Genomic DNA, 20,557 nt, shown 5'->3' on the forward strand with positions numbered 1-20,557 from the left:
CGGTCAGTCGCGGGGGGTGACGGCTCGTGGTGGCCGCGCGCTTTGCGTGCGGCGGTTTGGCGGTGAGGGCAAGCAGATTGTAGGCAGATGGTTCGCGTTAGTTGAAATGAGAATCCCATGCTTGCCTGATGCATATCAATCTTGCGCCGTTTCATTAAAATGTGGCGCAAAGTGTCTTATTTATGCAATTGATTTTGCCATCCGGACGGAAGTCTTATTAAGCTTGGCATTTCGTTGTGGCGGCGTGTTCCGCCGCGGCGGGAACGGAAGGAATATGAAAATACTGACGATGGCGCGCAAGCTGTTCTTCACGGTGCTGGCCGCGTCCTTGGCGCTGTGGGCTTACGGCGCTTACAGCGGCGAGCCGCAATGGCAGCAATGGGCGATGTATCTGGGCAATGCGCTGGCCCTGGGCGGCGCCTACCTGGTGCCTACCCTGACCGCGGCGCTGGTGGGCAGCCCAAGGCTGAAGCTGGTGGCGGCGCTTAACGTGCTGGGCGGTTGGCTGATCCTGCCGTGGATTGCGGCGATGATGCTGGCGCTCAAGCGTGACGATCTGGCGGCCGGATCCTGAATCCGTCTGGCACAATAGCGTGTTATTACCGCCCCGTTCAGAGGGCGGCGTAAGAACCTGTTCACGAAGCGCAGCAGACTATGAACCGGTTCTGAATGATTGCACGAGGCGATACCACACTACTCAAGGAGAAACGCATGTTCCAGCACGTCGACGCCTACGCCGGCGATCCCATCCTGTCGCTGGTCGACGCTTTCGGCAAGGACCCGCGCGGCGACAAGGTCAACCTCAGCATCGGCCTGTATTACGATGAGCAGGGCCGCATTCCGCGTCTGAACGCGGTGCAGCAGGCCGAGGCCAAACTGAGGGCTCAGCCGACGCCGCCTTGCACTTATCTGCCGATGGATGGTCTGCCGGCCTACCGCAAGGCGGTGCAGGAATTGTTGTTCGGCGAGGGGCACCCGGCGCTGGCCGCCGGCCGCGTCGCCACCATCCAGACCCTGGGCGGCTCCGGCGCGCTGAAAGTGGGCGCGGACTTCCTCAAACGGTATTTTCCCGACGCCCAAGTGTGGGTTAGCGATCCCACCTGGGATAACCACGTGGCCATCTTCGAAGGCGCCGGCATCGCGGTGAACCGCTATCCCTATTTCGACGCGCAAACCCGCGGCGTGAACTTCGCCGCGATGCTGGACACGCTGGAAACCCTGCCGGCCGGGAGCATCCTGCTGCTGCATCCGTGTTGCCATAACCCCACCGGCTCGGACCTGGACAATGCGCAGTGGGATCAGGTGGTGGCGCTGGCCAAGCGCAAGCAGCTGATTCCCTTCATGGACATTGCCTACCAGGGCTTTGGCGCCGGCTTGGATGAGGACGCCTACGCCATCCGCGCGATGGCCGACGCCGGCGTGTCCTTCCTGGTCAGCAACTCCTTCTCCAAGATCTTCTCGCTGTACGGCGAGCGCTGCGGCGGCTTGTCGGTGGTGTGTCCGAACCAAGCCGAGGCGGAGCTGGTGTTGGGCCAGCTAAAGGCCACGGTGCGCCGCAACTACTCCAACCCGCCCACCACCGGCGCGCGCTTGATCGCCACGGTATTGGGCGATGCCGAGCTGAAAGCGCTGTGGGTATCCGAGGTGAACGAGATGCGCGGTCGCATTCTGGAAATGCGCGGCATTCTGGTGGAAGTGATGAAGCAGGCGCTGCCGGAGCAGGACTTCGCCTATCTGGTCCATCAGCGCGGCATGTTCAGTTACACCGGATTCAGCCAGGCGCAGGTGGACGCTCTGCGCGAGCGTTTCGGCGTTTACCTGGTGGGTACCGGCCGCATGTGCGTGGCCGGTTTGACCCGCGCCAACGCGCCTTATGTGGCCAAGGCTTTCGCCGCGGTGCAGTAAGAACCTGTTCAAAGTCTGCTGCGCTTCGTGGAGCGTTGCACGGTGAGTACAAGCATCAAAATGCTCATGTACCCCTCGTACACTCCGCTTTTTCGCTCGTTTTCGCCTAGTCTCGCTCTGGCTCGCGAGACTTTGAACTGGCTCTAAGACCAAGAGCGGCTGACAAAACCGCTGATGCTGCGTTGCGCCGATTAATGTACTGTCTACGTCGGCGCGCCTTGCCTCAGCCGTAAAACGGAGTTTTGTCAGCCACTCTTAAAACAGGCCCTCAGTCGGCGGCCAGGGCTTGCTTCAAACGGGCCAGCGCCGGCTTGGCCAAGGCGTCCGGCGCGTAGCACAGGCCGACGCGGCGGCTGAGTTCCGCCTGTTCCAGCCGCACGCAGCTCAGCTTGGGGTGGTCCTTGGCCAGTCCTTGCGGGACGAAGGCGACGCCGGCGCCGGCCGCGGCCAGCGTCGCCGCCTGTTGCAGGGTGGCGCAACGCGCGGCCACGGCCAACTCCCGCGCCGCCACGCCCAGCAGACTGGCGAAGCGTTGGTGCGAGGGGTGATCCGGGCAGGCGATCAGGTCATGGCCCAGCAATTGTCCCGGCCGCAGCAAGGGCTGTGCCGCCAGCGGCGAGTCGGAGCGCATCGCCAGCACATAATCCTCTTCCCACAACGGCAGGAACAACTCGTCCTCGCAACGGTTGGCCTCCTCGTCCAGTCGCGCGTCGCCGGCGCAGCCGGCCGCCAGTTCCAGCAGCAAGCCGTCCACCGCGCGGTAGGCCGCCGCCAGCACGCGCGCCACGTCGGCCTGCCCCAGGTCCGCCGCCACGCCCAGCATCAGCGGCTGGCAGTCCTGCCGGCCGCGAAACAGCTGCGTCAAGCTATCGGCTTCCTCCACCAGCCGCCGTACCGAAGGATAGAGCAGCCGGGCGGCGTCGGTCACCTCCACGCCGCGCGGCTGGCGTTGAAACAGCACGGCCCCCAGCTGTTCTTCCAGTTGTCGGATAGTGGCGGACAGCGCAGGCTGGCTCAGATAGAGACGCGCCGAGGCCTGGGTGATGTTGCGTTCTTCGAACACGGCGATAAAGGCTTTTAGCGAGCGAATATCCATAAGTTAAACCGATGACAGCGAGTGGAATAAACGATTTTTAGCGGACTCAAGAGCGGATTATAGTGCTACTCAACAGTTTGCCATCAGTTATTTCTATTGCTTAAGGAGTGTTGTCATGAGTCAAGGCTTGATCGTCATCTCCGGAGCCAGTTCCGGCATCGGCGCCGCCACCGCCCGCTTGCTGTCGCAGCAAGGGCATCCGTTGCTGTTGCTGGCGCGCCGGATCGAGCGCCTGGAGGCGTTGGCGTTGCCGAATACGCTGTGCCTCGCGGTGGACGTGACCGACCGGGCCCAGTTGGCCGCCGCGGTGGCGGAGGCGGAGGGCCGCTTCGGGCCGGTGGACGCCATCGTCAATAACGCCGGCGTGATGTTGCTGGGACAGATGGCCGAACAAGCGCCGGAAGAGTGGAAAACCATGTTCGACGTTAATGTGCACGGCCTGCTCAACGGCATCCATGCGGTGCTGGGGGGCATGGTGGAGCGCAAGCGCGGCACGGTGATCAATATCAGCTCGGTGGCCGGACGCAAGACCTTCCCCAATCATGTGGCGTACTGCGGCACCAAGTTCGCGGTGCACGCGATGTCGGAGAACTTGCGCGAGGAGGTGGCGGACCACGGCGTGCGGGTGGTGACGATTGCGCCGGGCGCGGTGGACACCGAACTGCTGTCGCATACCAGCAGCGAGGCGATCAAGGCTGGCTATGAAGCCTGGAAACAGGAGATGGGCGGCGTGCTGGCGGCGGAAGACGTGGCTCGCGCCATCGTCTACGCTTATCAGCAGCCCCAGAACGTGTGCATCCGCGAGATTGTGCTGGCGGCGACGCGGCAGCAGCCCTGAGAACCTGTTCCTAGTCTGCTGCGCTTCGTGGAGCGTTGCACGGTGAGTACAAACTCAAAATGCTCATGTACCCCATGTACACTCCGCTTTTTCGCTCGTTTTCGCCTTGTCTCGCTCTTGCTCGCGAGACTTTGAACAGGCTCTGAGCAGCTGTTAGTCCGCCACGTACAGCTGAGTCTCCGCTTCCCGCATCAGCTCGACGACGGCGGGCGGCGGCGGCTGGTCGGTGAATAGCGCGTCTATCTGCGACAGATGGCCCAGCTCCACCAGGGCCGGACGGTCGAACTTGCTGTGGTCGGCGGCCAGGAACACATGGCGTGATTGCTGAATGATGGCTTCGGCGCTGCGTACTTCGCGGTAGTCGTAATCGCGCAGCGTGCCGTCAAGCTCGATGCTGGAAATGCCGATGATGCCGTAATCGACTCGGAACTGGCGGATCAGCTGCACCGTGGCTTCGCCGGTGATGCCGCGGTCGCGTTTGCGCAGCATGCCGCCCAGCACGATGACTTCGCAGTCCGGGTAGTCGCACATGGTGTCCGCCACGTGCAGATTATTGGTGATCACCCGAAGGCCGCGGTGCTGGTGCAGCGCCTTGGCCACTTCCTCGGTGGTGGTGCCCAGGTTGATGAACAGGGAGGCGTTGTCCGGGATGTGGCGCGCCAGGCATTCGGCGATGCGGCGTTTTTCGTCTATGCACAGCACTTGCCGCGCCTGGTAGGCCACGTTTTCCACGCTGGACAGCACGCTGGCGCCGCCGTGATAGCGTTGCAGCAGCTGGTGCTCGGCCAGCAGCGCGATGTCGCGGCGTATGGTCTGCCGGGTGACGGAGAAGTGTTCGGCCAGCTTTTCCACGCTGACGTAGCTATCGCGTTTGACCATGGCCAGCAGTTCCTGCTGGCGTTGATTCAGAATGAGCATAAGCGGCAAGGCGGCGGGTTGAGACCGTCCGATTGTAAGCGGACAACTCCTCCCGGCGCTATGCCGTCAGCGTTGCCGCCGCGTATTCAGCCAGCGCCAGGCTGGCGGTGAGGCCGGGGGATTCGATGCCGTAGAGCTGGAGCAGGCCAGGCACGCCGTGCTGCGCCGGCCCCTGGACCAGAAAGTCCGCGTCCGCCGCTCCAGGGCCGGCGATTTTGGGACGGATGCCGGCATAGGCCGGGGCCAGCGCCTGTTCGGGCAAGGCCGGCCACCAGCGGCGCACGCCGGCGTAGAAGCGGTCGGCGCGGGCTGGGTCCACTTGGTAGTCTATGTGGTCCACCCATTCCATATCCGGGCCGAAACGCGCCTGGCCGGCCAGGTCCAGCGTCAGATGCGTGCCCAGGCCGCCGGCCTCGGGCAGCGGATAGATCAGGTGCTGGAACGGCGAACGGCCCTGCAGCGCGAAATAGGCGCCGCGCGCGTAATAGGGGGTGGGGATGGTTTCACGTGGAACCCCGGCCAGACTGGCCGCAACCCGCGGCGCCCAGAGGCCGGCGGCGTTGACCACTAAGCGCGCCTGGAGCCGCATGCCGGCGATGTCCAGCTCCAGCCCGTCGCCCGCTACACGGCCGCCGTGCAGCGGCGAGTTCAGCGCCAGCGTCGCGCCATGAGCCTCGGCGTCAGCCAGCAGGGCCAGCATCAGGCCGTGGCTGTCCAGGATGCCGGTGGACGGCGACAGCAGTGCGGCGTGGGCTTGCAAAGCCGGCTCCAGGGATTGCAGTTGCTCCGCGTCCAGCCAGCATAGGTCGGTCACGCCGTTGGCGGCGGCGCGTTGTTGCAAGGCTTGCAGACGCGGCAGCTCGGCCTCGTCGACGGCGACAATCAGTTTGCCGCAGCGGCGGTGAGGGATGGCGCGCTGGGCGCAGTAGTCGTAAAGCCGCTGGCGGCCGGCCACGCACAGCCGCGCTTTCAAGCTGCCGGGCGGATAGTAGAGCCCGGCGTGGATGACTTCGCTGTTGCGGCTGGAAGTATGTTGACCGATGGCGCTTTCCGCTTCGACGATGACGACTTCGCGGCCGGCCATCGCCAGCTGCCGGGCCACGGCCAGGCCAATCACGCCGGCGCCTATCACCACGCATTCCACGGTTTCCATCGCGCTCTCCATGCCGGATTGAATAAGGCATGGTGCGACGCCGCGGCGGCGGCGTCCAGCCCGGCGGCGCACAAGCCTATGAGACGGTGGACTGCGGTTGCCGGCCGAGGTGGAGGTGGTGCAGATGCCGTTCGTATTGGTCCAGAATGTCGGCGATGATCTGTTCCTTGCGGTAGCTCCACAGGCTATAGCCTTGGCCGCCGTCCTGCAGGTGCACTTCCAGCCGGCAGTCATGGCCGGGTGCGGCGCGGATGGTGAAGGAGGGCGTGGCTGCCACGGCGGCCTGGATGCGGTAGCGAAAGGCGGCGTCGCCGTCGATGAACAGGCCCAGCCGCGGCAGGCCGGTCTGCGGGTCTGTTTCCTCTTCCAGCCGCGCCTTGACGCCGCGCTGGCGCAGCATGGAGCACACCTCGCGCAGGGCCGGGAGGCAGCTTTGTTCCAGCGTGGTCCGGGCTCGGTCCGGATCCGGATGGCTCAGCGCCCGGCTCAGCCGCTGCTGCCATCGGTTCAGCCGCCGATCGGCGTGGACGCGGGTGCGGCCGGACAGCGAGCCGGCCAGGCTGGCCTGGAGGCTGTCTTCGCGCATGCCTTCGCTTCGCAGCGCCTTGTACAGCCCGGCCATGATGAAGAACATCACGAAGGAGAACGGCAAGCCCATGATGATGGTGGCGTTCTGCAGCGTGGGCACGCCGCCCACCATCAGCATGGACAGCGTCAGGATGCCGATGGCCAGGGACCAGAAAATGCGCAGCCACTTGGGCGCGTCGCTGGCCGGGTCTTTGAGGAAGGAGGTGAAGTTGCCCAGCACCAGCGCGCCGGAGTCGGCTGAGGTAACGTAGAACAGCAGGCCGGTAACGGTGGCGAGCAGGGCGCTGAAACCCGTCCATGGGTATTGCGCCAGCAACGAATAGAACGCCCGTTCCGGCGTTTCCATCGCTGTCTTGCCAAAGCCCTGGTTGCCGGACAGCACCAGGTCAAGCGCGCTGTTGCCGAAGATGGAAATCCAGATCAGCGTGAACACGAAGGGGATGACCAGGGTGCCGATGATGAATTGACGCAGGGTGCGGCCGCGCGAGATACGTGCCAGGAACAGGCCGACGAAGGGCGCCCAGGCCACCCACCAGGCCCAGAAGAACAGGGTCCAGGCATTCAGCCAGTCCACTGGGCGCTGGAAGGCGAAGGTGTTCAGGGTCATGCCGGCGAAGCCGTTCAGGTAGTCGCCCACGTTCAGCACCAGGCCGTTGAGGAGGAACACGGTATTGCCGCTGAACAGCACGAACAGTATCAGCAGGATGGCCAGCAGCACGTTCAGCTCCGAGAGCCGGCGGATGCCCCTGTCCACGCCGGAGACCACGGACAGGGTGGCCATTGCCACCGACAGCAGGATCAGCAAGGCCTGCGGCAGCACCCCTTCCGGGATGTCGAACATGAAGTGCAGGCCGTAATTGAGCTGCACCACGCCTATGCCCAGCGAGGTGGCGATGCCGAAGATGGTGCCGAGCACGGCGGCGATGTCTACGCCGTGGCCTAGCGCGCCGTGAATGCGGCGGCCGAAGATGGGATAGAGGGCCGAGCGGATGCTGAGCGGCAATTGATGGCGATAGCTGAAATAGCCCAAGGCCATGCCCATCAAGGCGTACATGGACCAACCGGTGATGCCGTAGTGGAACAGGGTCCAGGACATGGCCTGGCGCGCGGCGGCGTGGGTGCCGGACGGGCCCTCGGGCGGGGCCAGCAGGTGGGTGACCGGTTCCGCCACCGAGAAAAACATGAGGTCGATGCCGATGCCTGCGGCGAACAGCATCGCGCCCCAGGTGAACAGATTGTATTCCGGCCGAGAGTGAGTCGGCCCCAGCTTGATGTTGCCAAAGCGGGAGCAGGCGATGAAGAGAACAAACAAGATGTAGAGCGTGGCGGCCAGGAAGTAGGACCAGCCAAAGCCTTCGGTGATCCAGCCCAATATCAAGGCCATGGCGCGGGAGGCGGCGTCGGCATCCAGCATCGCCCACAGCGCCAGCGCCAGAATGCAGCTGGACGAGCCGAGGAACACCGTGCGGTTGAGGCGGTCTGCCGCCCCGGTTTCCGGTAATGCAGCCATGTTGGGGTCTCCCGATGCTAGCGCAAGGCAAGGCTGAGACTAGCATCGGCAACCGGCGGGGGCTGGTCAGAATGCGACGCGGGGGCGAGCGCAGGCGACCGGACGCGAAAAAGCCGCCCGTGGGCGGCTTTGGAGTCGTGTGGCGACCGGCTCAGCCGGCCATCGCGGCTTCGATTTCCTCCACCGTTTTGGGAATCGGCGCGCCCAGCACGCGGCTGCCGTTGGCGGTGACCAGCACATTGTCTTCGATGCGGATGCCGCCGAAGTCGCGGTATTCGCGGAATTTGTCGTAGTTGATGTACTGGCTGTGGCGGCCTTCGGCGGCCCAGGCTTCGATCAGCGCTGGGATGAAGTACATGCCGGGCTCCACCGTCACCACCATGCCTTGTTTCAGCGGCTTGCCCAGGCGCAGGTAGCCAAGGCCGAACAGCGGGCTGCGCTCGGTGTCCTCGCCGTAGCCCACCAGATCTTCGCCCAGGCCTTCCATATCGTGCACGTCCATGCCGATCTGATGGCCGAGGCCATGCGGGAAGGCGATGGCGTAAGCGCCGGATTCGACGATATCGTTGGCGTCGCCGCGGAAGAAGCCCAGCGCGCTCATTCTTTCCACCATCAGGCGCGCGGACAGCTTGTGCACGTCCAGATAGCGCACGCCCGGCTTCATCGCCTCGATGGCGGCCAGCTGCATGTCCAGCACGATGTTGTACAACTCGCGCTGTCGCGGACTGAATTTACCGCCCACCGGGAAGGTGCGGGTGATGTCGCTGGCGTAGCCGCCGCCGGAGGTACAGCCGGTGTCGTTCAGCGCCAAGTCGCCGCTTTCCAGACGGTTGTCGTGGTGATGGTTGTGCAGCACTTCGCCGCGGCGCGAGAAGATGGACGGATAGGCCAGTTGCCAGTCGCGGCGGCGCATGATGCCTTCCATCTCGCCCACTACCTCGTATTCCATCACGCCGGGTTTGGCGTGGCGCATTGCGGCGATGTGCATGTCGCGGGTCACCGCCAGCGCCGCTTCCATTTCGGCGATTTCCTTGTCTCCCTTGATCTCGCGCAGCGCCACCACGGCGTGGGTCAGCGGCGCGGAGAAGCCTTCCTTGACCTGGGCCGGATGAACGTTCAGCAGGCGGCCCATTTCGATCAGGGTCTCGCCGCGGTACGGCGCCAGGTAATGCACGGCGCGGCCGGCGGCGCGCGCGGCGGCTACCGTGGAGGCCAGGTTGGCGTAGGCGTTGCTGCGGTCCAGGCCGGCCAGCGCGGCGCGCTCGGCCAGGCTGGGCAGCGGGCCGGTCCAGACGATGTCTGCCACGTCCGGGTCGTTGCCGAACAGCGTCGCTTCGCCGCTGTCGGCGTCGATGACGCCGGCCAGGCCCGGCTCGTTCAGGCCGAAGAAATAACGGAAGCTGGAGTCCTGGACGAAGGGCAGGGTGTTGTCGTGGTAGTTCATCGGCGAATCGACATTGCCGACAAACAACAGCAGGCCGGACAGGCCGGCCGCTTGCAGACGGGCGCGGCGTTGCGCGTATACGGTGGCAGCGAACATGGTTTCCTCGAGGGTGGGCAGGGTCCGCCCGGTCGGTCGCCGCGCGGAATATTGTATCCAGTCCCTTAACTTATCATGCCCGCCGCCGGGCTGCCAGTGCCGGTTCAACCACGCTGGACGATGGCGGCTTCGGCCTGCCGGGGCTTGGCCGGGCGCAGGATCAGCGCCACCGCGCCGCCGGCCAGCAAGGCCCACAGCGGCGCGCCCAGGCCGGCGATGCTGACGCCGGAGGCGGCCACCACGAAGGTGATCAAGGCCGCCTCGCGACGGCCTTCGTCGGCCAGCGCAGCGCTCAGGGAGGACGCCAGGGTGCCGAACAGCGCCAAGCCGGCGGCGGTGGCCACCAGCGCCTTGGGCAGGGTCAGAATCAGGCTGGCCAGCGCGCCGCCGGCCACGCCCAGCACCAGATAGAGCGCGCCGCAGATCACGCCGGCCACGTAACGGCGTTTAGGATCGGGATGGGTTTCCGGCCCGGTGCAGATGGCGGCGGTGATTGCCGCCAGCACCACGCCGTGGCCGCCGAAGGGGGCGGTCAACATCGACACCGCGCCCAGCAGCGACACCGGCGAGCGCGCCGGAATGGAGTAGCCGGAGGAGGACAGCACGGCCATGCCGGGCAGGAACTGGCCGGTCAGCGCCACCAGCGCCAGCGGCAGGGCCAGGTTGAAGAAGGCGCTCCACGACCACTGCGGCGGAGTGAACAGCGGACCGCCGCCGCCGCCATGAGCCGGCAGCGTCTGGAACAGACCTTGAGCCGCCGCCAGCGCAAGCCCCAGCAGGATGGCGGCCGGCAGCGCGTAACGCGGGAAGAAGCGGCGGCCAACGAAGAACAGCGCGGCCATGCTGACCACCAGCAGCGGGTCGTGACCAGCGGCGCTGGCCAGTTCCGCGACGAAGCGGAACAGGATGCCGGCCAGCATCGCCGCCGCCAGCGCGGCGGGAAAGACCTTCATCAGCCGGTCGAACAGGCCGCTGACGCCCAGCAGGGTGACGATGGCGGCGGCGGCCAGGAAGGCGCCCACCGCTTCGCCGTAGGGTACTCCGGGCAGGGCGGCCAGCAATAGCGCCGCGCCGGGGGTGCTCCAGGCGGTGATCACCGGAGCTTTCCAGCGCCAGGACAGCCACAGGCCGGCCACGCCGGAACCGATGGAGACCGCCCAGATCCAGGACCCGAGCTGGGCCGGGGACAGGCCGGCGGACTGCGCGGCGTGGACGATGATGAGGAAGGGGCCGGAGTAGCCTACCAAGAGGGCTAGCACCGCGGCCAGCGCGGCGGAGGGCGACAGGTCGCGCCAGAATGAGGACGGCATGATGCGCTTTCTTGCAATGAAAAGTAGCGCCCAGCCTAGCGCAAGCGCCGGTCCGCGCCTTCCCACAGCCGGCGTAAACAGTTTATGCTGCGCCCAATCTGTTCTATATAACAGCCATGAGTGATTCCCTGTATTTGCGCATCGCCGCCGAAGTCGAGCAAGGATTGGACAGCGGTGAATATCCCCCCGGCAGTCGTTTGCCCTCGGTGCGCCGCCTGGCTGCCGAACACGGGGTCAACGTCTTGACCGCGCTGGCGGCCTACCATCATCTGGAGCGTCGGCAACGCGTTAGCGCTCGCCCGCGCGCCGGCTTCTTCGCCGCCTTGCCCAGCCGCGCGCAGCAGGCGAGCGCCGAGGTGGACGGCCTGCCGTCGGCCGCGACCCTGGTGCGGGTGGACAGTCGCATGTCGCAATTGATCGAGTGGTCCGGCCTGGACATCGGCACCCAGCTGCACATGGCGGAAGCGCATGGCAGCATGTATCCGGCGGCGGCGTTGGCGCGTCGGCTGCAGCAGACGCTGAACCAGCGCCCGGAACTGATAAGCGCCTACTTGCCGCGCGGCGAGCAGGCCCGGCTGCATCGGCTGGTGTGCGAACTGGCGGCGCAGTGGCAGTTGGAGCTGGAGCCGGACGCCATCCTGTTCACCCACGGCATCACGGAGGCGATCAGTCTGTCTCTGCGATTGCTGACCCGGCCCGGCGACACGGTGGCGGTGGAGACGCCGGTGTACTTCGGTCTATTGCAAACCCTGGAAGCACTGGGGTTGAAGGCGTTGGAAATCCCGTGCACGCCGGATGCCGGCCTGTCGCTGGAGGCGCTGGAGTTCGCTTTGCGCCACGGACCTGCGCCGCGTTGTCTGGTAACGGTGACCAATTTTCAGAACCCCACCGGCGCGCTGATGCCGGACGAAGCCAAGAAGCGATTGCTGCGGCTGGCTTACCGTCATGGCCTGACCATCATCGAGGACGATGTGTTCGGCGAGCTTTACTTCGGCGAGCAGCATCCAACGCCGCTGAAAGCCTGGGACCGCCGCGGCGAAGTGATTTACTGCTCGTCCTTCACCAAAAGCTTCGCGCCTTCCTTCCGTCTGGGCTGGCTGTCCGGCGGCCGCCATCATGCGGCATTGGCGCGGCTAAGCAATAGCAGCAGCCTGGTGAGCTCGGCCTTGTATCAGGGCATGTTGGCGGATGTGTTGGCCAACGGCGATTACACGCGTTTCGCCGAGCGTTTACGGCGGCAGTTGGCGCGGCAGATGCGTCAGCTGGCCGACGCGGTGCTGGCGGCTTTTCCCAAGGGCACGCGGCTGCGGCGGCCGCAGGGCGGCCTGCTGTTGTGGGTGGAGTGCCCGGAAGGGCTGGACACGGGCCGCCTGTTGGAGCGGTCGTTGGCCGAATCCATCAGCTTCGCGCCGGGCCTGGTGTTTTCCGCCGAACCGCGCTTCGGCCATTGTCTGCGGCTGAACTTCGGCCAGCCGTGGTCGCCGGCGTTGGAGAGAGCCATCGCCACCTTGGGCCGCTTGGCCGGCGAGCAGCTGAGCCAATGAAAACGGCGGAGCGCATGCTCCGCCGCGAGGCAGTCGGCTTGGCGCCGGCTTAGTCTTGACGCGCGCGGCGCGCCTTCACCGCGTCGGCCAGCGTGGTCAGCAGTTTCTCGGTGTCGTCCCAGCCGATGCAGGCATCGGTGACGCTCTGACCGTAGGTCAGCTCGCAGCCCGGTTTCAGGTCCTGGCGGCCTTCCACCAAGTGGCTTTCCACCATCACGCCAAAGATGTTGGCGTTGCCGGCGGCCAATTGGCCGGCGATGTCGTCGGCCACTTCCATCTGGCGACGGTAGTCCTTGCGGCTGTTGGCGTGGCTGAAATCCACCATCAGTTTTTGCGGCAGGCCCACGGAGACCAGTTCCGCCGCCGCGGCGCTGACATGCTCGGCCGAGTAGTTGGGCTCCTTGCCGCCTCGCAGGATCACGTGGCAATCCGGGTTGCCGCCGGTGGAGACAATGGCGGAGTGGCCTGTCTTGGTCACGGACAGGAAATGGTGGGGCACGCTGGAGGAGCGGATGGCGTCCACGGCGATCTTCAGATTTCCGTCTGTGCCGTTCTTGAAGCCCACCGGGCAGGACAGGCCGGAGGCCAGTTCGCGGTGCACCTGGCTTTCAGTGGTGCGCGCGCCGATGGCGCCCCAGCTGATCAGGTCGGCGAAGTACTGCGGGGTGATCATGTCCAGGAATTCGGTGGCGGCCGGCATCCCCATGTCGTTCAGGGTCAGCAGCAGGCGGCGCGCGATGCGCAGGCCGCTGTTGATGTCGAAGGATTCGTTCAACAGCGGGTCGTTGATCAGGCCTTTCCAGCCGACGGTGGTGCGAGGTTTTTCAAAGTAGACGCGCATCACCACCACCAGCTCTTCCGCCAGCTTGTCGCGCAGCGGCGCCAGTTTCTTGGCGTACTCGATGGCGGCTTCGGTGTCGTGAATGGAGCAGGGGCCGATCACCACCAGCAGGCGGTCGTCTTCGCCGCGCAGCAACGCGGAGATATCGCGGCGGGTGGCGTAGATCACTTCCGAGGCGGCTTCGGTGATTGGCAGTTCGTACAGGTGGGCGATGGGCGGCAGCAGTTCCTTGATTTCGCGGATTCTGACGTCGTCGGTCTGGCGTTGCATAAAGCGTGTCCCTTGCTATTTCAGTTTTTGCATAGCAGCAAGATAACCGGATTCGACGACGCTAGACAAGCGGCCGGCCTGCTTTAATGCTCTAAATTCATACTAGACGATCATTAGAGGCAAGCTATCGTCTGTTGATTTATCTGCTTGTTTTTGTTGAACAGAGGAAACGCGGGCATGAAAAACGCCCTGGTTGCGGCCAGGGCGTTTTGCGGGCGAGAGCCGGAGCAATCAGTCGGCGTACTGGCGCTTCATGCGCTCGCGGCGCTCCTGGGCTTCCACCGACAATGTGGCGGTGGGGCGGGCCATCAGGCGGCGCAGGCCGATCGGCTCGCCGGTATCTTCGCAGAAGCCGTAAGAGCCGTCTTCGATCTGGCGCAGCGAGGCCTGGATCTTCTGCAGCAGCTTGCGCTCGCGGTCGCGGGTGCGCAGTTCCAGCGCGTATTCCTCTTCCAGCGTGGCGCGGTCGGCCGGATCCGGTGTGGCTTCCTGCTCTTGCAGGTGGTTGGCGGTCGCATTTGCGTTAGAGAGCAACTCCTGCTGCATCTGCAACAACCGGTCTTTGAAAAACTCAAGATGGTCGGCGTTCATGTAATCGTCGCCGGTCCAGTTGAGGATATCCTGTTCGGTTAGTTTGGCCATATTTGGTGCTTCCAGCATAGAGTTGGCAACAGGCGGAGAAGATTACCGGCGCCCCGCTATTTCTGCAACTGTCTTAGGCGCTTAGGTGATATTAACTCCCTGTTGCTGACAATCGGTATAGCGTTGTTTTACTCCGGTAACAAGCCTGAGACATCGTTAAAAGGGTATTGGCGCAACAGGCTAGGACATAAAATGTCCCGGACAGTTCAAAGGCGGCAATCCGCCGCCTTTTTCCGTGGGCCGGCGCGCCGCGCGGCGTGCCGGATCTGCAATGTCTGGATGAATTATTTCAGCGACAACACCCACTTGGCCAGCGCGCGCAGGTCCGCGTCCGGGATATTCGGATGCGGGGTCATCGGCACCGGGCCCCATACGCCGGAGCCGCCGTTCTTGACCTTGGCCATCAGCATGGCTTCCGCGCCTTTCTGGCCGGCGTATTTCTTGGCCACGTCCTTATAAGCCGGGCCGACGATCTTCTTGTCCACCGCGTGACAGGCGGTGCAGCTGTATTTTTGCGCCAGCTGCATATTGGCGAAGGCGGGTGCGGCGACAGCGCTCATCAGGGCGGCGGCGAGCAAGGCTTTTTTCATTGGAAGTCTCCTGTGTGGTGATGCAAATCGGTTGTCAGATGAACGGCCGTAAAGCACGGCCGCGAAAAAATATGACAAATAACCTGAATTGCTACAGTACTACCTTGAGTTGGGTCAAGAAGCTTGTTTCAAGCATGCGAACCGGCAGCATCAAAATCACCTGGATGATCAGGAACAGCACGAGCGGCGACAGGTCCACGCCGCCGATATTGGCCTTGCGGAACGGGCGCAGGAAGGGCCGGGTCAGTGCATCCAGCACCGGCATCAGCGGGTTGTAGGGGCTGATCCAACTGAGCACGGCCTGCACGATGACGCTGCCCATCAATAGGGTCAGTGACTGTTTGAACACTTCCAGCAGCGACAGCAAAGACAAGGCCACCCATACCTGCGGAAAGGTGAAGACTTCCGGCACCGAACTCAGCAGGGTGACCAGCACATTGGCCAGCAGTGAAATCAGCCAGGCCAACAGCATGGTGGCGCTGTCGTAGCCGCGCATTGCCGGCACCAGCTTGCGCATGGGCAGCACCGCGAAGTTGGTGGCGGCCATCACGAACTGGCACAGCGGGTGTTTGAACGGCGCGCGCGCCACTTGCAGGTAGAAGCGCAGCAGCAGCACCAGCACGAACAGGCCGGAAAGGGTGTGGATCAGAAAGCGCAAAGTGTCGAAGAACATGATGTGGCTTAGTCCTGGCTGAGTTGTTGGCCCATTTCGATGGAGCGGTCGCGGCAGTCCAGCATGCCGGCGATGATGGCTTGTTTGACGCCTTCCGCCTCAAAGCGGGCGATGGCGCGCTCGGTGGTGCCGCCCTTGGACATCACATTGGTGCGCAGTGCGCTGACCGGCAGCGGGCTTTGCTTGGCCAGCTCCACCGCGCCTTCAAAGGTGGCCAGCACCAGTCGGCGCGCCTCGGCTTCGGAGAAGCCGGTCTGTTGGGCCGCCTCTATCATGCTTTCGATGAAGTAAAACACATAGGCCGGGCCGCTGCCCGAAACAGCGGTAATGTCGTCGATGCGTTGCTCGTTTTGCAGCCAGAGCGTGATGCCTGCCGCCTGCATGACGGTGTTGGCGTCCTGGCGGTCGTCTTCGCTGACGCCCACCGATGCGAACAGGCCGGACACGCCCTTGCCTATCATCGCCGGGGTGTTGGGCATTACCCGCACTACGCGCTTGCTGCCCAGCCAGCGGCACAGCGCGTCCAGGCGGATGCCGGCGGCGATGGAGATGACCAGCGCGCCGTTGAGTCTGGGTTCCAGCTCCAGGCACAGGTCGCGAAGGTGCTGCGGTTTGACCGCCAGAACCACGATGTCGCCAATGTCGAAGGCATCCGGCAGCGCCGCGCCGCCGCTGACGTCGTATTCCTGACGCAGCCGCTCCACCTTGCCCGCGTCCGGGTCCACCACATGGATGCGATGCGCCGCCTGCTTGATCAGGCCGGCGATGATGGCGTTGGCCATATTGCCGCCGCCGATGAAGGTAATCCGCATGATCTTTCCTTAATAAACCGGCCTGAACGTCTGCTGTTTCAAGCCGATGTCATTCAATGATAATGGCGCGCGCCGAAAATGGCGGTGCCCACCCGCACCATGGTGGCGCCCTCAGCGATGGCGACGGCCATGTCGGCGGACATGCCCATGGACAAGGTGTCCAGCGTCAGCCCTTCTGAGTTCAGTTGTTCGCGCAATTGGCGCAACAGGGCGAACTGAGACGCCAGTCGCGCTGCGTCCTCGGTAGGCTCCGGGATGCACATCAGACCGCGCAGGGTCAGGCGCGGCAAGGCCGCCACCGCGCGCGCCAGTTCCTGCGCCTGTTCCGGCGCGCAGCCGCTTTTGCTCGCCTCGCCGGACACGTTGACCTGAATGCACACGTTCAGAGGCGGTAGTGAGTCTGGCCGCTGCGCGGACAGCCGTTCTGCAATTTTCAGCCGATCCACCGAATGGGCCCAGTGGGCCAATTCCGCCACCGCGCGGGTTTTATTGGATTGCAACGGGCCGATGAAGTGCCATTCAATCTCCAGACCGGCCAGCGCCTCGGCCTTCTGCTGCAATTCCTGTACGTAGTTTTCACCAAAGGCGCGCTGGCCGGCAAGATAGGCTTGCTCGATGTCCGCGGCGGGGAAGGTCTTGCTGACGGCCAGCAGGCGCACCGTTCCCGCCGGCCGGCCGGCGGCGTGTTCCGCGTCCGCCAGGCGCTGGCGGACTTGCTGCAAGGGTTGGGAGATGGAATCTGTCATGGCGTCGAGAAGTTGTGTGCAGCCGGCGGTGCGGTTTGTTGGGGTTTCTACAAAGCAGCATGGCCGCGCATCGTTAATAATATGGGGTGACGGCGATATCCCAAATGGCTGAGTTGAGCTTACAATCAGCGCCAGAGCCGGAAATGCCGAAAGTGGGCCGGCGTCTTGTTTGGACGCGTTGCCGGCGCGCGGCGGTACTTTATGTTAAGTGGTCGCCTGGCGGCTGAAACCATGGCGGCGTCGCAGTCATCGTGGAGATTATATTATGGAAATTTCGGAGCTCTTGGCCTTTACGGTCAAGAACAAGGCGTCCGACCTGCACTTGTCCGCCGGGCTGCCGCCGATGATCCGGGTGAACGGCGACATCCGTCGCATCAACCTGCCGCCGATGGACCACCATGACGTGCACGACATGGTGTACGACATCATGAACGATTACCAGCGCAAAATCTTCGAAGACACCTTCGAGTGCGACTTTTCTTTTGATCTGCCCGGCATCGCTCGTTTCCGCGTCAACTCATTCATACAGAACCGCGGCATGGGCGCGGTGTTTCGGGTGATTCCGTCCAAGGTGTTATCGCTGGAACAGCTGGGCGCGCCCAAGATCTTCCAGGAAATCGCCGCCTTTCCGCGCGGGCTGGTGCTGGTGACCGGCCCCACCGGCTCCGGCAAATCCACTACGCTGGCGGCGATGATAGATTTCATCAACGACAACCACTTCTCCCACATCCTGACTGTCGAGGACCCGATCGAGTTTGTCCACGACAGCAAGAAGTGCCTGATCAACCAGCGTGAACTGGGTTTGCAGACACACAGCTTCGCCAATGCCTTGAAGTCCGCCTTGCGGGAAGACCCGGATGTGATCCTGGTGGGCGAACTGCGCGATCTGGAAACCATACGCCTGGCTTTGACCGCGGCGGAAACCGGCCACCTGGTGTTCGGCACCCTGCACACCAGTTCCGCGGCCAAGACCATCGACCGCATCGTCGACGTGTTCCCGGCCGGGGAAAAGGAGATGGTGCGCTCCATGCTGTCCGAGTCCGTGCGCGCGGTGATCGCCCAGACCCTGCTCAAAACCAAGGACGGCAGCGGGCGGGTGGCGGCGCATGAAATCATGCTGGGCACCCCGGCGATCCGCAACCTGATCCGCGAGAACAAGATTGCTCAAATCAACTCCATGATCCAGACCGGCCAGCAGCATGGGATGCAGACGCTGGACCAGTGCCTGCAGGAGCTGGTGCGGCGCAATATGGTGTCGCCGGCGGACGCCAGGCAAAAGGCCGCCAACAAGGATCAATTCTGAGCGGGCGCTGCTCTACACTTAAATGGCGACCCGCGGGACCTCATCATGGAAAAAGACCAGGCTTCCAAGTTCATACTGGATCTGCTGAAGCACGCCACCGGCAAGAACGCCTCCGACGTTTTCATCGCCGCGGATTTCCCGCCGGCGATGAAGATAGACGGCAAGATCACTCCGGTGGCGCCGCAGCCCCTGTCCGCCCAGCACACCAAGGAACTGGTGCGCGCGGTGATGAACGACCGGCAGACCGAGGAGTTCGAATCCAAGAAGGAGGCGAACTTTGCGATCAACCCGCCGGGTCTGGGGCGTTTCCGCGTCAGCGCCTATGTGCAGCAGGGCCATGCCGGCATGGTATTGCGCAAGATCAACACTGAAATCCCCACCTTCGACCAACTCAACCTGCCGCTGGTGCTGCGCGACATCGCGCTGATCAAGCGCGGCCTGGTGATCTTCGTTGGCGGCACCGGTTCAGGCAAATCCACCTCGCTGGCCGCGCTGGTGGACTGGCGCAACAGCCATAACCACGATCACATCATCACCATCGAAGATCCGATCGAATACGTGCACCAGCACAAGAAGTCCATCATCACCCAGCGCGAGGTGGGCGTGGACACCGATGATTGGGACATTGCCTTGAAGAACACCTTGCGCCAGGCGCCGGACGTGATTCTGATGGGCGAGATTCGCGATCGCGAAACCATGGGTTACGGGTTGCAGTTCGCCGAAACCGGCCATTTGTGCCTGGCCACGCTGCATGCCAACAACGCCAACCAGGCGCTGGACCGCATTCTCAACTTCTTCCCCGAAGAGCGCCATCAACAGGTGTTGATGGATTTGTCGCTGAATATGCGCTCCATCATCTCTCAGCGGCTGGTGCCGATCAAAAGCGGCCGCGGCAGGGTGGCGGCGGTGGAAATTCTGCTCAACAGCCCGCTGGTGTCCGACATGATCTTCAAGGGCGAAATCGCCGGCCTGAAGGAAGTGATGGGCCGCTCGCGCGAGAACGGCATGCAAACCTTCGATCAGTCCTTGTTCGAGTTGTACGAAGCGGACCTGATCAGCTACGAGGACGCCCTGCGCAACGCCGACTCCATTAACGACCTGAGGCTGAAGATCAAGCTTTACAGCGAGGGCTCCAAGTCGCGCGACCCGCTGGAAGGCATAGACCACCTCGACATCGTCTAATAACCTGTTCACGCGCTACTGCGCGTCGTGAGACGGCTCACGGTGAGTACCGCTTCGAAATGCTCATGTACCGTGTGTGCGCTCCGCTTTCTTAGAGTCTGTTCCACGATCTCGCCTTGGTTCGCGAGACTCTAACCCCCGGCTTGCAAGGCCAACGCAGCCGATGCGCTTTTCAGCAACCGGTCGGAGAGCGCTTCGTCCGAGATGGCGCGAGACAGCAGCAAGGCGCCCACCATCAGTGCCAGGCAGGCTTCGGGCGCCAGCGCCGGCCGCGCTCCGGCCGCCGTGTCGCATTGTTGCGCTTGGCGCAAGGTGTGCAGCAAGGCCTGCAAGCCCTCGGAAAACGCCTGGCGGGTGGCTTTGTCGTGGCGAGCCAACTCCCCGGCCAGCGCGGCGGCGGCGCAGCCGGAGTCGGGAAAATCCCTGTGCGCCGCGCTCAAATAATCCTTGGCAAGCCGTTTCAGCCCGGCGCCGCGCGGCGCCTGTTCCAATTGAGCCTGCCAAATCTCGTTCATATCCAGCAATGCCTGGCGACAGGATTGCGCCACTAGGTCGTCCTTGCTGTGGAAGTGGGCGTAAAAGCCGCCATGGGTCAGTCCCAGATCCGCCATCAGATTGGCGATGCCGACATTGGCCACGCCTTCAGCGCGAAAGCGCAGCGAGGCCATGGTCAGGATCCGTTGACGGGTTTCGGTCTTGTGAGTTGAGCTGTAGCGCATCGTTGACCTTCCTGTTCGACTACGGGGTGGCGCAACGCAATGACGAAGCGGTGATTCCGTTTTAGATGATAAGTATCATTTCTTCAATCGCGATGTGAATCAGCAAGATAGCGCGCCGGCTGTCGCGCGCTCGCAATTGGCAAGCCAATAAATGACGGTGGAATCGCATAGGAATATCTATATTGACTAAAAAGCGGCGTTTCCCGTCCCGCGTCCCTGTCCGGGCGCGGTCTGGAGCATCGGCCGCGCTCAGAATGTGTTGACGGTCTCGCGAGCTAAGGCGAAAACGGCTGAGAAAGCGGAATGTACGCGTGGTACATGAGTATTTCGAAGCGGTACTCACCATGGGGCGTCTCACGATGCGCAGCAGATCGTAA

Annotated in this window: 19 protein-coding genes; 6 read left to right on the forward strand and 13 right to left on the reverse strand. The window is 63.7% G+C overall.

Annotation, left to right across the window (positions count from 1 at the left end; genetic code table 11):
• Positions 1 to 274 precede the first annotated feature (274 nt).
• Together ACUXV1_RS13170 and ACUXV1_RS13175 are read left to right on the forward strand one after the other, a co-directional pair.
• Positions 275 to 574: a superinfection immunity protein gene (locus ACUXV1_RS13170; RefSeq protein WP_446015589.1), complete on the forward strand. Its 300-nt coding sequence runs from the start codon at positions 275 to 277 to the stop codon at positions 572 to 574.
• A 137-nt stretch (positions 575 to 711) separates the two neighbouring features.
• Entirely contained in the window at positions 712 to 1,905 is a 1,194-nt protein-coding gene (locus tag ACUXV1_RS13175) for an amino acid aminotransferase (RefSeq protein WP_446015590.1), read from the forward strand.
• A gap of 268 nt (positions 1,906 to 2,173) precedes the next feature.
• On the opposite strand, the gene ACUXV1_RS13180 is transcribed toward ACUXV1_RS13175, so the two are convergent.
• Complete coding sequence (locus ACUXV1_RS13180; protein WP_446015591.1) at positions 2,174 to 3,001, reverse strand: LysR family transcriptional regulator; 828 nt, start codon at positions 2,999 to 3,001, stop codon at positions 2,174 to 2,176.
• A gap of 115 nt (positions 3,002 to 3,116) precedes the next feature.
• Here ACUXV1_RS13180 and ACUXV1_RS13185 point away from each other — a divergent pair, with 115 nt between their 5' ends.
• A complete protein-coding gene (locus tag ACUXV1_RS13185) occupies positions 3,117 to 3,839 on the forward strand; it encodes an SDR family oxidoreductase (RefSeq protein ID WP_446015592.1) in 723 nt (240 codons plus the stop codon).
• Between the two features lie 153 nt (positions 3,840 to 3,992).
• On the opposite strand, the gene ACUXV1_RS13190 is transcribed toward ACUXV1_RS13185, so the two are convergent.
• The 5 genes from ACUXV1_RS13190 to ACUXV1_RS13210 all read right to left on the reverse strand — a co-directional run bounded on the left by ACUXV1_RS13190 (position 3,993) and on the right by ACUXV1_RS13210 (position 10,858).
• A complete protein-coding gene (locus tag ACUXV1_RS13190; protein ID WP_019102532.1) occupies positions 3,993 to 4,757 on the reverse strand; it encodes a DeoR/GlpR family DNA-binding transcription regulator in 765 nt (254 codons plus the stop codon).
• A gap of 58 nt (positions 4,758 to 4,815) precedes the next feature.
• Positions 4,816 to 5,910, reverse strand: coding sequence for an NAD(P)/FAD-dependent oxidoreductase (locus ACUXV1_RS13195; protein ID WP_446015593.1), 1,095 nt, complete (start codon positions 5,908 to 5,910; stop codon positions 4,816 to 4,818).
• Between the two features lie 76 nt (positions 5,911 to 5,986).
• Positions 5,987 to 8,008, reverse strand: a complete 2,022-nt coding sequence (betT, locus tag ACUXV1_RS13200; RefSeq protein WP_446015594.1) for a choline BCCT transporter BetT — start codon at positions 8,006 to 8,008, stop codon at positions 5,987 to 5,989.
• 151 nt (positions 8,009 to 8,159) lie between these two features.
• The gene (locus tag ACUXV1_RS13205) at positions 8,160 to 9,548 is read right to left on the reverse strand and encodes an aminopeptidase P family protein (RefSeq protein WP_446015595.1); all 1,389 of its coding nucleotides are present in this window, start codon (positions 9,546 to 9,548) and stop codon (positions 8,160 to 8,162) included.
• A 104-nt stretch (positions 9,549 to 9,652) separates the two neighbouring features.
• Positions 9,653 to 10,858, reverse strand: coding sequence for a benzoate/H(+) symporter BenE family transporter (locus ACUXV1_RS13210; protein ID WP_446015596.1), 1,206 nt, complete (start codon positions 10,856 to 10,858; stop codon positions 9,653 to 9,655).
• Between the two features lie 116 nt (positions 10,859 to 10,974).
• On the opposite strand from ACUXV1_RS13210, the gene ACUXV1_RS13215 reads away from it, so the two are divergent.
• Positions 10,975 to 12,402 carry an aminotransferase-like domain-containing protein gene (locus tag ACUXV1_RS13215; RefSeq protein ID WP_446015597.1) on the forward strand — a complete coding sequence of 476 codons (1,428 nt, stop codon included), beginning with the start codon at positions 10,975 to 10,977 and terminating at the stop codon, positions 12,400 to 12,402.
• Between the two features lie 49 nt (positions 12,403 to 12,451).
• Here ACUXV1_RS13215 and aroG read toward each other — a convergent pair whose 3' ends face one another.
• From aroG to ACUXV1_RS13245, 6 genes are all read right to left on the reverse strand, one after another.
• Positions 12,452 to 13,513: a 3-deoxy-7-phosphoheptulonate synthase AroG gene (gene aroG / locus ACUXV1_RS13220; RefSeq protein WP_019102527.1), complete on the reverse strand. Its 1,062-nt coding sequence runs from the start codon at positions 13,511 to 13,513 to the stop codon at positions 12,452 to 12,454.
• Between the two features lie 231 nt (positions 13,514 to 13,744).
• Entirely contained in the window at positions 13,745 to 14,155 is a 411-nt protein-coding gene (gene dksA / locus ACUXV1_RS13225) for an RNA polymerase-binding protein DksA (protein ID WP_019102526.1), read from the reverse strand.
• Positions 14,156 to 14,439: 284 nt separating this feature from the next.
• Positions 14,440 to 14,745, reverse strand: coding sequence for a c-type cytochrome (locus ACUXV1_RS13230; protein WP_019102525.1), 306 nt, complete (start codon positions 14,743 to 14,745; stop codon positions 14,440 to 14,442).
• 91 nt (positions 14,746 to 14,836) lie between these two features.
• On the reverse strand, positions 14,837 to 15,418 hold the full coding sequence (locus ACUXV1_RS13235; RefSeq protein ID WP_081555937.1) for a YggT family protein: 582 nt from the start codon (positions 15,416 to 15,418) through the stop codon (positions 14,837 to 14,839).
• 8 nt (positions 15,419 to 15,426) lie between these two features.
• The gene (gene proC / locus ACUXV1_RS13240) at positions 15,427 to 16,230 is read right to left on the reverse strand and encodes a pyrroline-5-carboxylate reductase (protein ID WP_043639303.1); all 804 of its coding nucleotides are present in this window, start codon (positions 16,228 to 16,230) and stop codon (positions 15,427 to 15,429) included.
• Between the two features lie 53 nt (positions 16,231 to 16,283).
• Positions 16,284 to 16,976: a YggS family pyridoxal phosphate-dependent enzyme gene (locus ACUXV1_RS13245; protein WP_446015598.1), complete on the reverse strand. Its 693-nt coding sequence runs from the start codon at positions 16,974 to 16,976 to the stop codon at positions 16,284 to 16,286.
• A 265-nt stretch (positions 16,977 to 17,241) separates the two neighbouring features.
• Here ACUXV1_RS13245 and ACUXV1_RS13250 point away from each other — a divergent pair, with 265 nt between their 5' ends.
• Both ACUXV1_RS13250 and ACUXV1_RS13255 read left to right on the forward strand, forming a co-directional pair.
• Complete coding sequence (locus tag ACUXV1_RS13250) at positions 17,242 to 18,279, forward strand: type IV pilus twitching motility protein PilT (RefSeq protein WP_043639309.1); 1,038 nt, start codon at positions 17,242 to 17,244, stop codon at positions 18,277 to 18,279.
• A gap of 45 nt (positions 18,280 to 18,324) precedes the next feature.
• Entirely contained in the window at positions 18,325 to 19,461 is a 1,137-nt protein-coding gene (locus ACUXV1_RS13255; protein ID WP_043639312.1) for a PilT/PilU family type 4a pilus ATPase, read from the forward strand.
• 131 nt (positions 19,462 to 19,592) lie between these two features.
• Here ACUXV1_RS13255 and ACUXV1_RS13260 read toward each other — a convergent pair whose 3' ends face one another.
• On the reverse strand, positions 19,593 to 20,180 hold the full coding sequence (locus ACUXV1_RS13260) for a TetR/AcrR family transcriptional regulator (protein ID WP_043639315.1): 588 nt from the start codon (positions 20,178 to 20,180) through the stop codon (positions 19,593 to 19,595).
• Positions 20,181 to 20,557 lie beyond the last annotated feature (377 nt).

The sequence above is a fragment of the Chromobacterium sp. W521 genome, assembly GCF_052805975.1.

What these genes read in the sequence shown, in the direction of transcription:
- ACUXV1_RS13170 (WP_446015589.1), top strand. Translation starts at nt 275, where the DNA reads ATGAAAATACTGACGATGGCGCGCAAGCTGTTCTTCACGGTGCTGGCC.
- ACUXV1_RS13175 (WP_446015590.1), top strand. Translation starts at nt 712, where the DNA reads ATGTTCCAGCACGTCGACGCCTACGCCGGCGATCCCATCCTGTCGCTG.
- ACUXV1_RS13180 (WP_446015591.1), bottom strand. Translation starts at nt 3,001, where the DNA reads ATGGATATTCGCTCGCTAAAAGCCTTTATCGCCGTGTTCGAAGAACGC.
- ACUXV1_RS13185 (WP_446015592.1), top strand. Translation starts at nt 3,117, where the DNA reads ATGAGTCAAGGCTTGATCGTCATCTCCGGAGCCAGTTCCGGCATCGGC.
- ACUXV1_RS13190 (WP_019102532.1), bottom strand. Translation starts at nt 4,757, where the DNA reads ATGCTCATTCTGAATCAACGCCAGCAGGAACTGCTGGCCATGGTCAAA.
- ACUXV1_RS13195 (WP_446015593.1), bottom strand. Translation starts at nt 5,910, where the DNA reads ATGGAAACCGTGGAATGCGTGGTGATAGGCGCCGGCGTGATTGGCCTG.
- betT (WP_446015594.1), bottom strand. Translation starts at nt 8,008, where the DNA reads ATGGCTGCATTACCGGAAACCGGGGCGGCAGACCGCCTCAACCGCACG.
- ACUXV1_RS13205 (WP_446015595.1), bottom strand. Translation starts at nt 9,548, where the DNA reads ATGTTCGCTGCCACCGTATACGCGCAACGCCGCGCCCGTCTGCAAGCG.
- ACUXV1_RS13210 (WP_446015596.1), bottom strand. Translation starts at nt 10,858, where the DNA reads ATGCCGTCCTCATTCTGGCGCGACCTGTCGCCCTCCGCCGCGCTGGCC.
- ACUXV1_RS13215 (WP_446015597.1), top strand. Translation starts at nt 10,975, where the DNA reads ATGAGTGATTCCCTGTATTTGCGCATCGCCGCCGAAGTCGAGCAAGGA.
- aroG (WP_019102527.1), bottom strand. Translation starts at nt 13,513, where the DNA reads ATGCAACGCCAGACCGACGACGTCAGAATCCGCGAAATCAAGGAACTG.
- dksA (WP_019102526.1), bottom strand. Translation starts at nt 14,155, where the DNA reads ATGGCCAAACTAACCGAACAGGATATCCTCAACTGGACCGGCGACGAT.
- ACUXV1_RS13230 (WP_019102525.1), bottom strand. Translation starts at nt 14,745, where the DNA reads ATGAAAAAAGCCTTGCTCGCCGCCGCCCTGATGAGCGCTGTCGCCGCA.
- ACUXV1_RS13235 (WP_081555937.1), bottom strand. Translation starts at nt 15,418, where the DNA reads ATGTTCTTCGACACTTTGCGCTTTCTGATCCACACCCTTTCCGGCCTG.
- proC (WP_043639303.1), bottom strand. Translation starts at nt 16,230, where the DNA reads ATGCGGATTACCTTCATCGGCGGCGGCAATATGGCCAACGCCATCATC.
- ACUXV1_RS13245 (WP_446015598.1), bottom strand. Translation starts at nt 16,976, where the DNA reads ATGACAGATTCCATCTCCCAACCCTTGCAGCAAGTCCGCCAGCGCCTG.
- ACUXV1_RS13250 (WP_043639309.1), top strand. Translation starts at nt 17,242, where the DNA reads ATGGAAATTTCGGAGCTCTTGGCCTTTACGGTCAAGAACAAGGCGTCC.
- ACUXV1_RS13255 (WP_043639312.1), top strand. Translation starts at nt 18,325, where the DNA reads ATGGAAAAAGACCAGGCTTCCAAGTTCATACTGGATCTGCTGAAGCAC.
- ACUXV1_RS13260 (WP_043639315.1), bottom strand. Translation starts at nt 20,180, where the DNA reads ATGCGCTACAGCTCAACTCACAAGACCGAAACCCGTCAACGGATCCTG.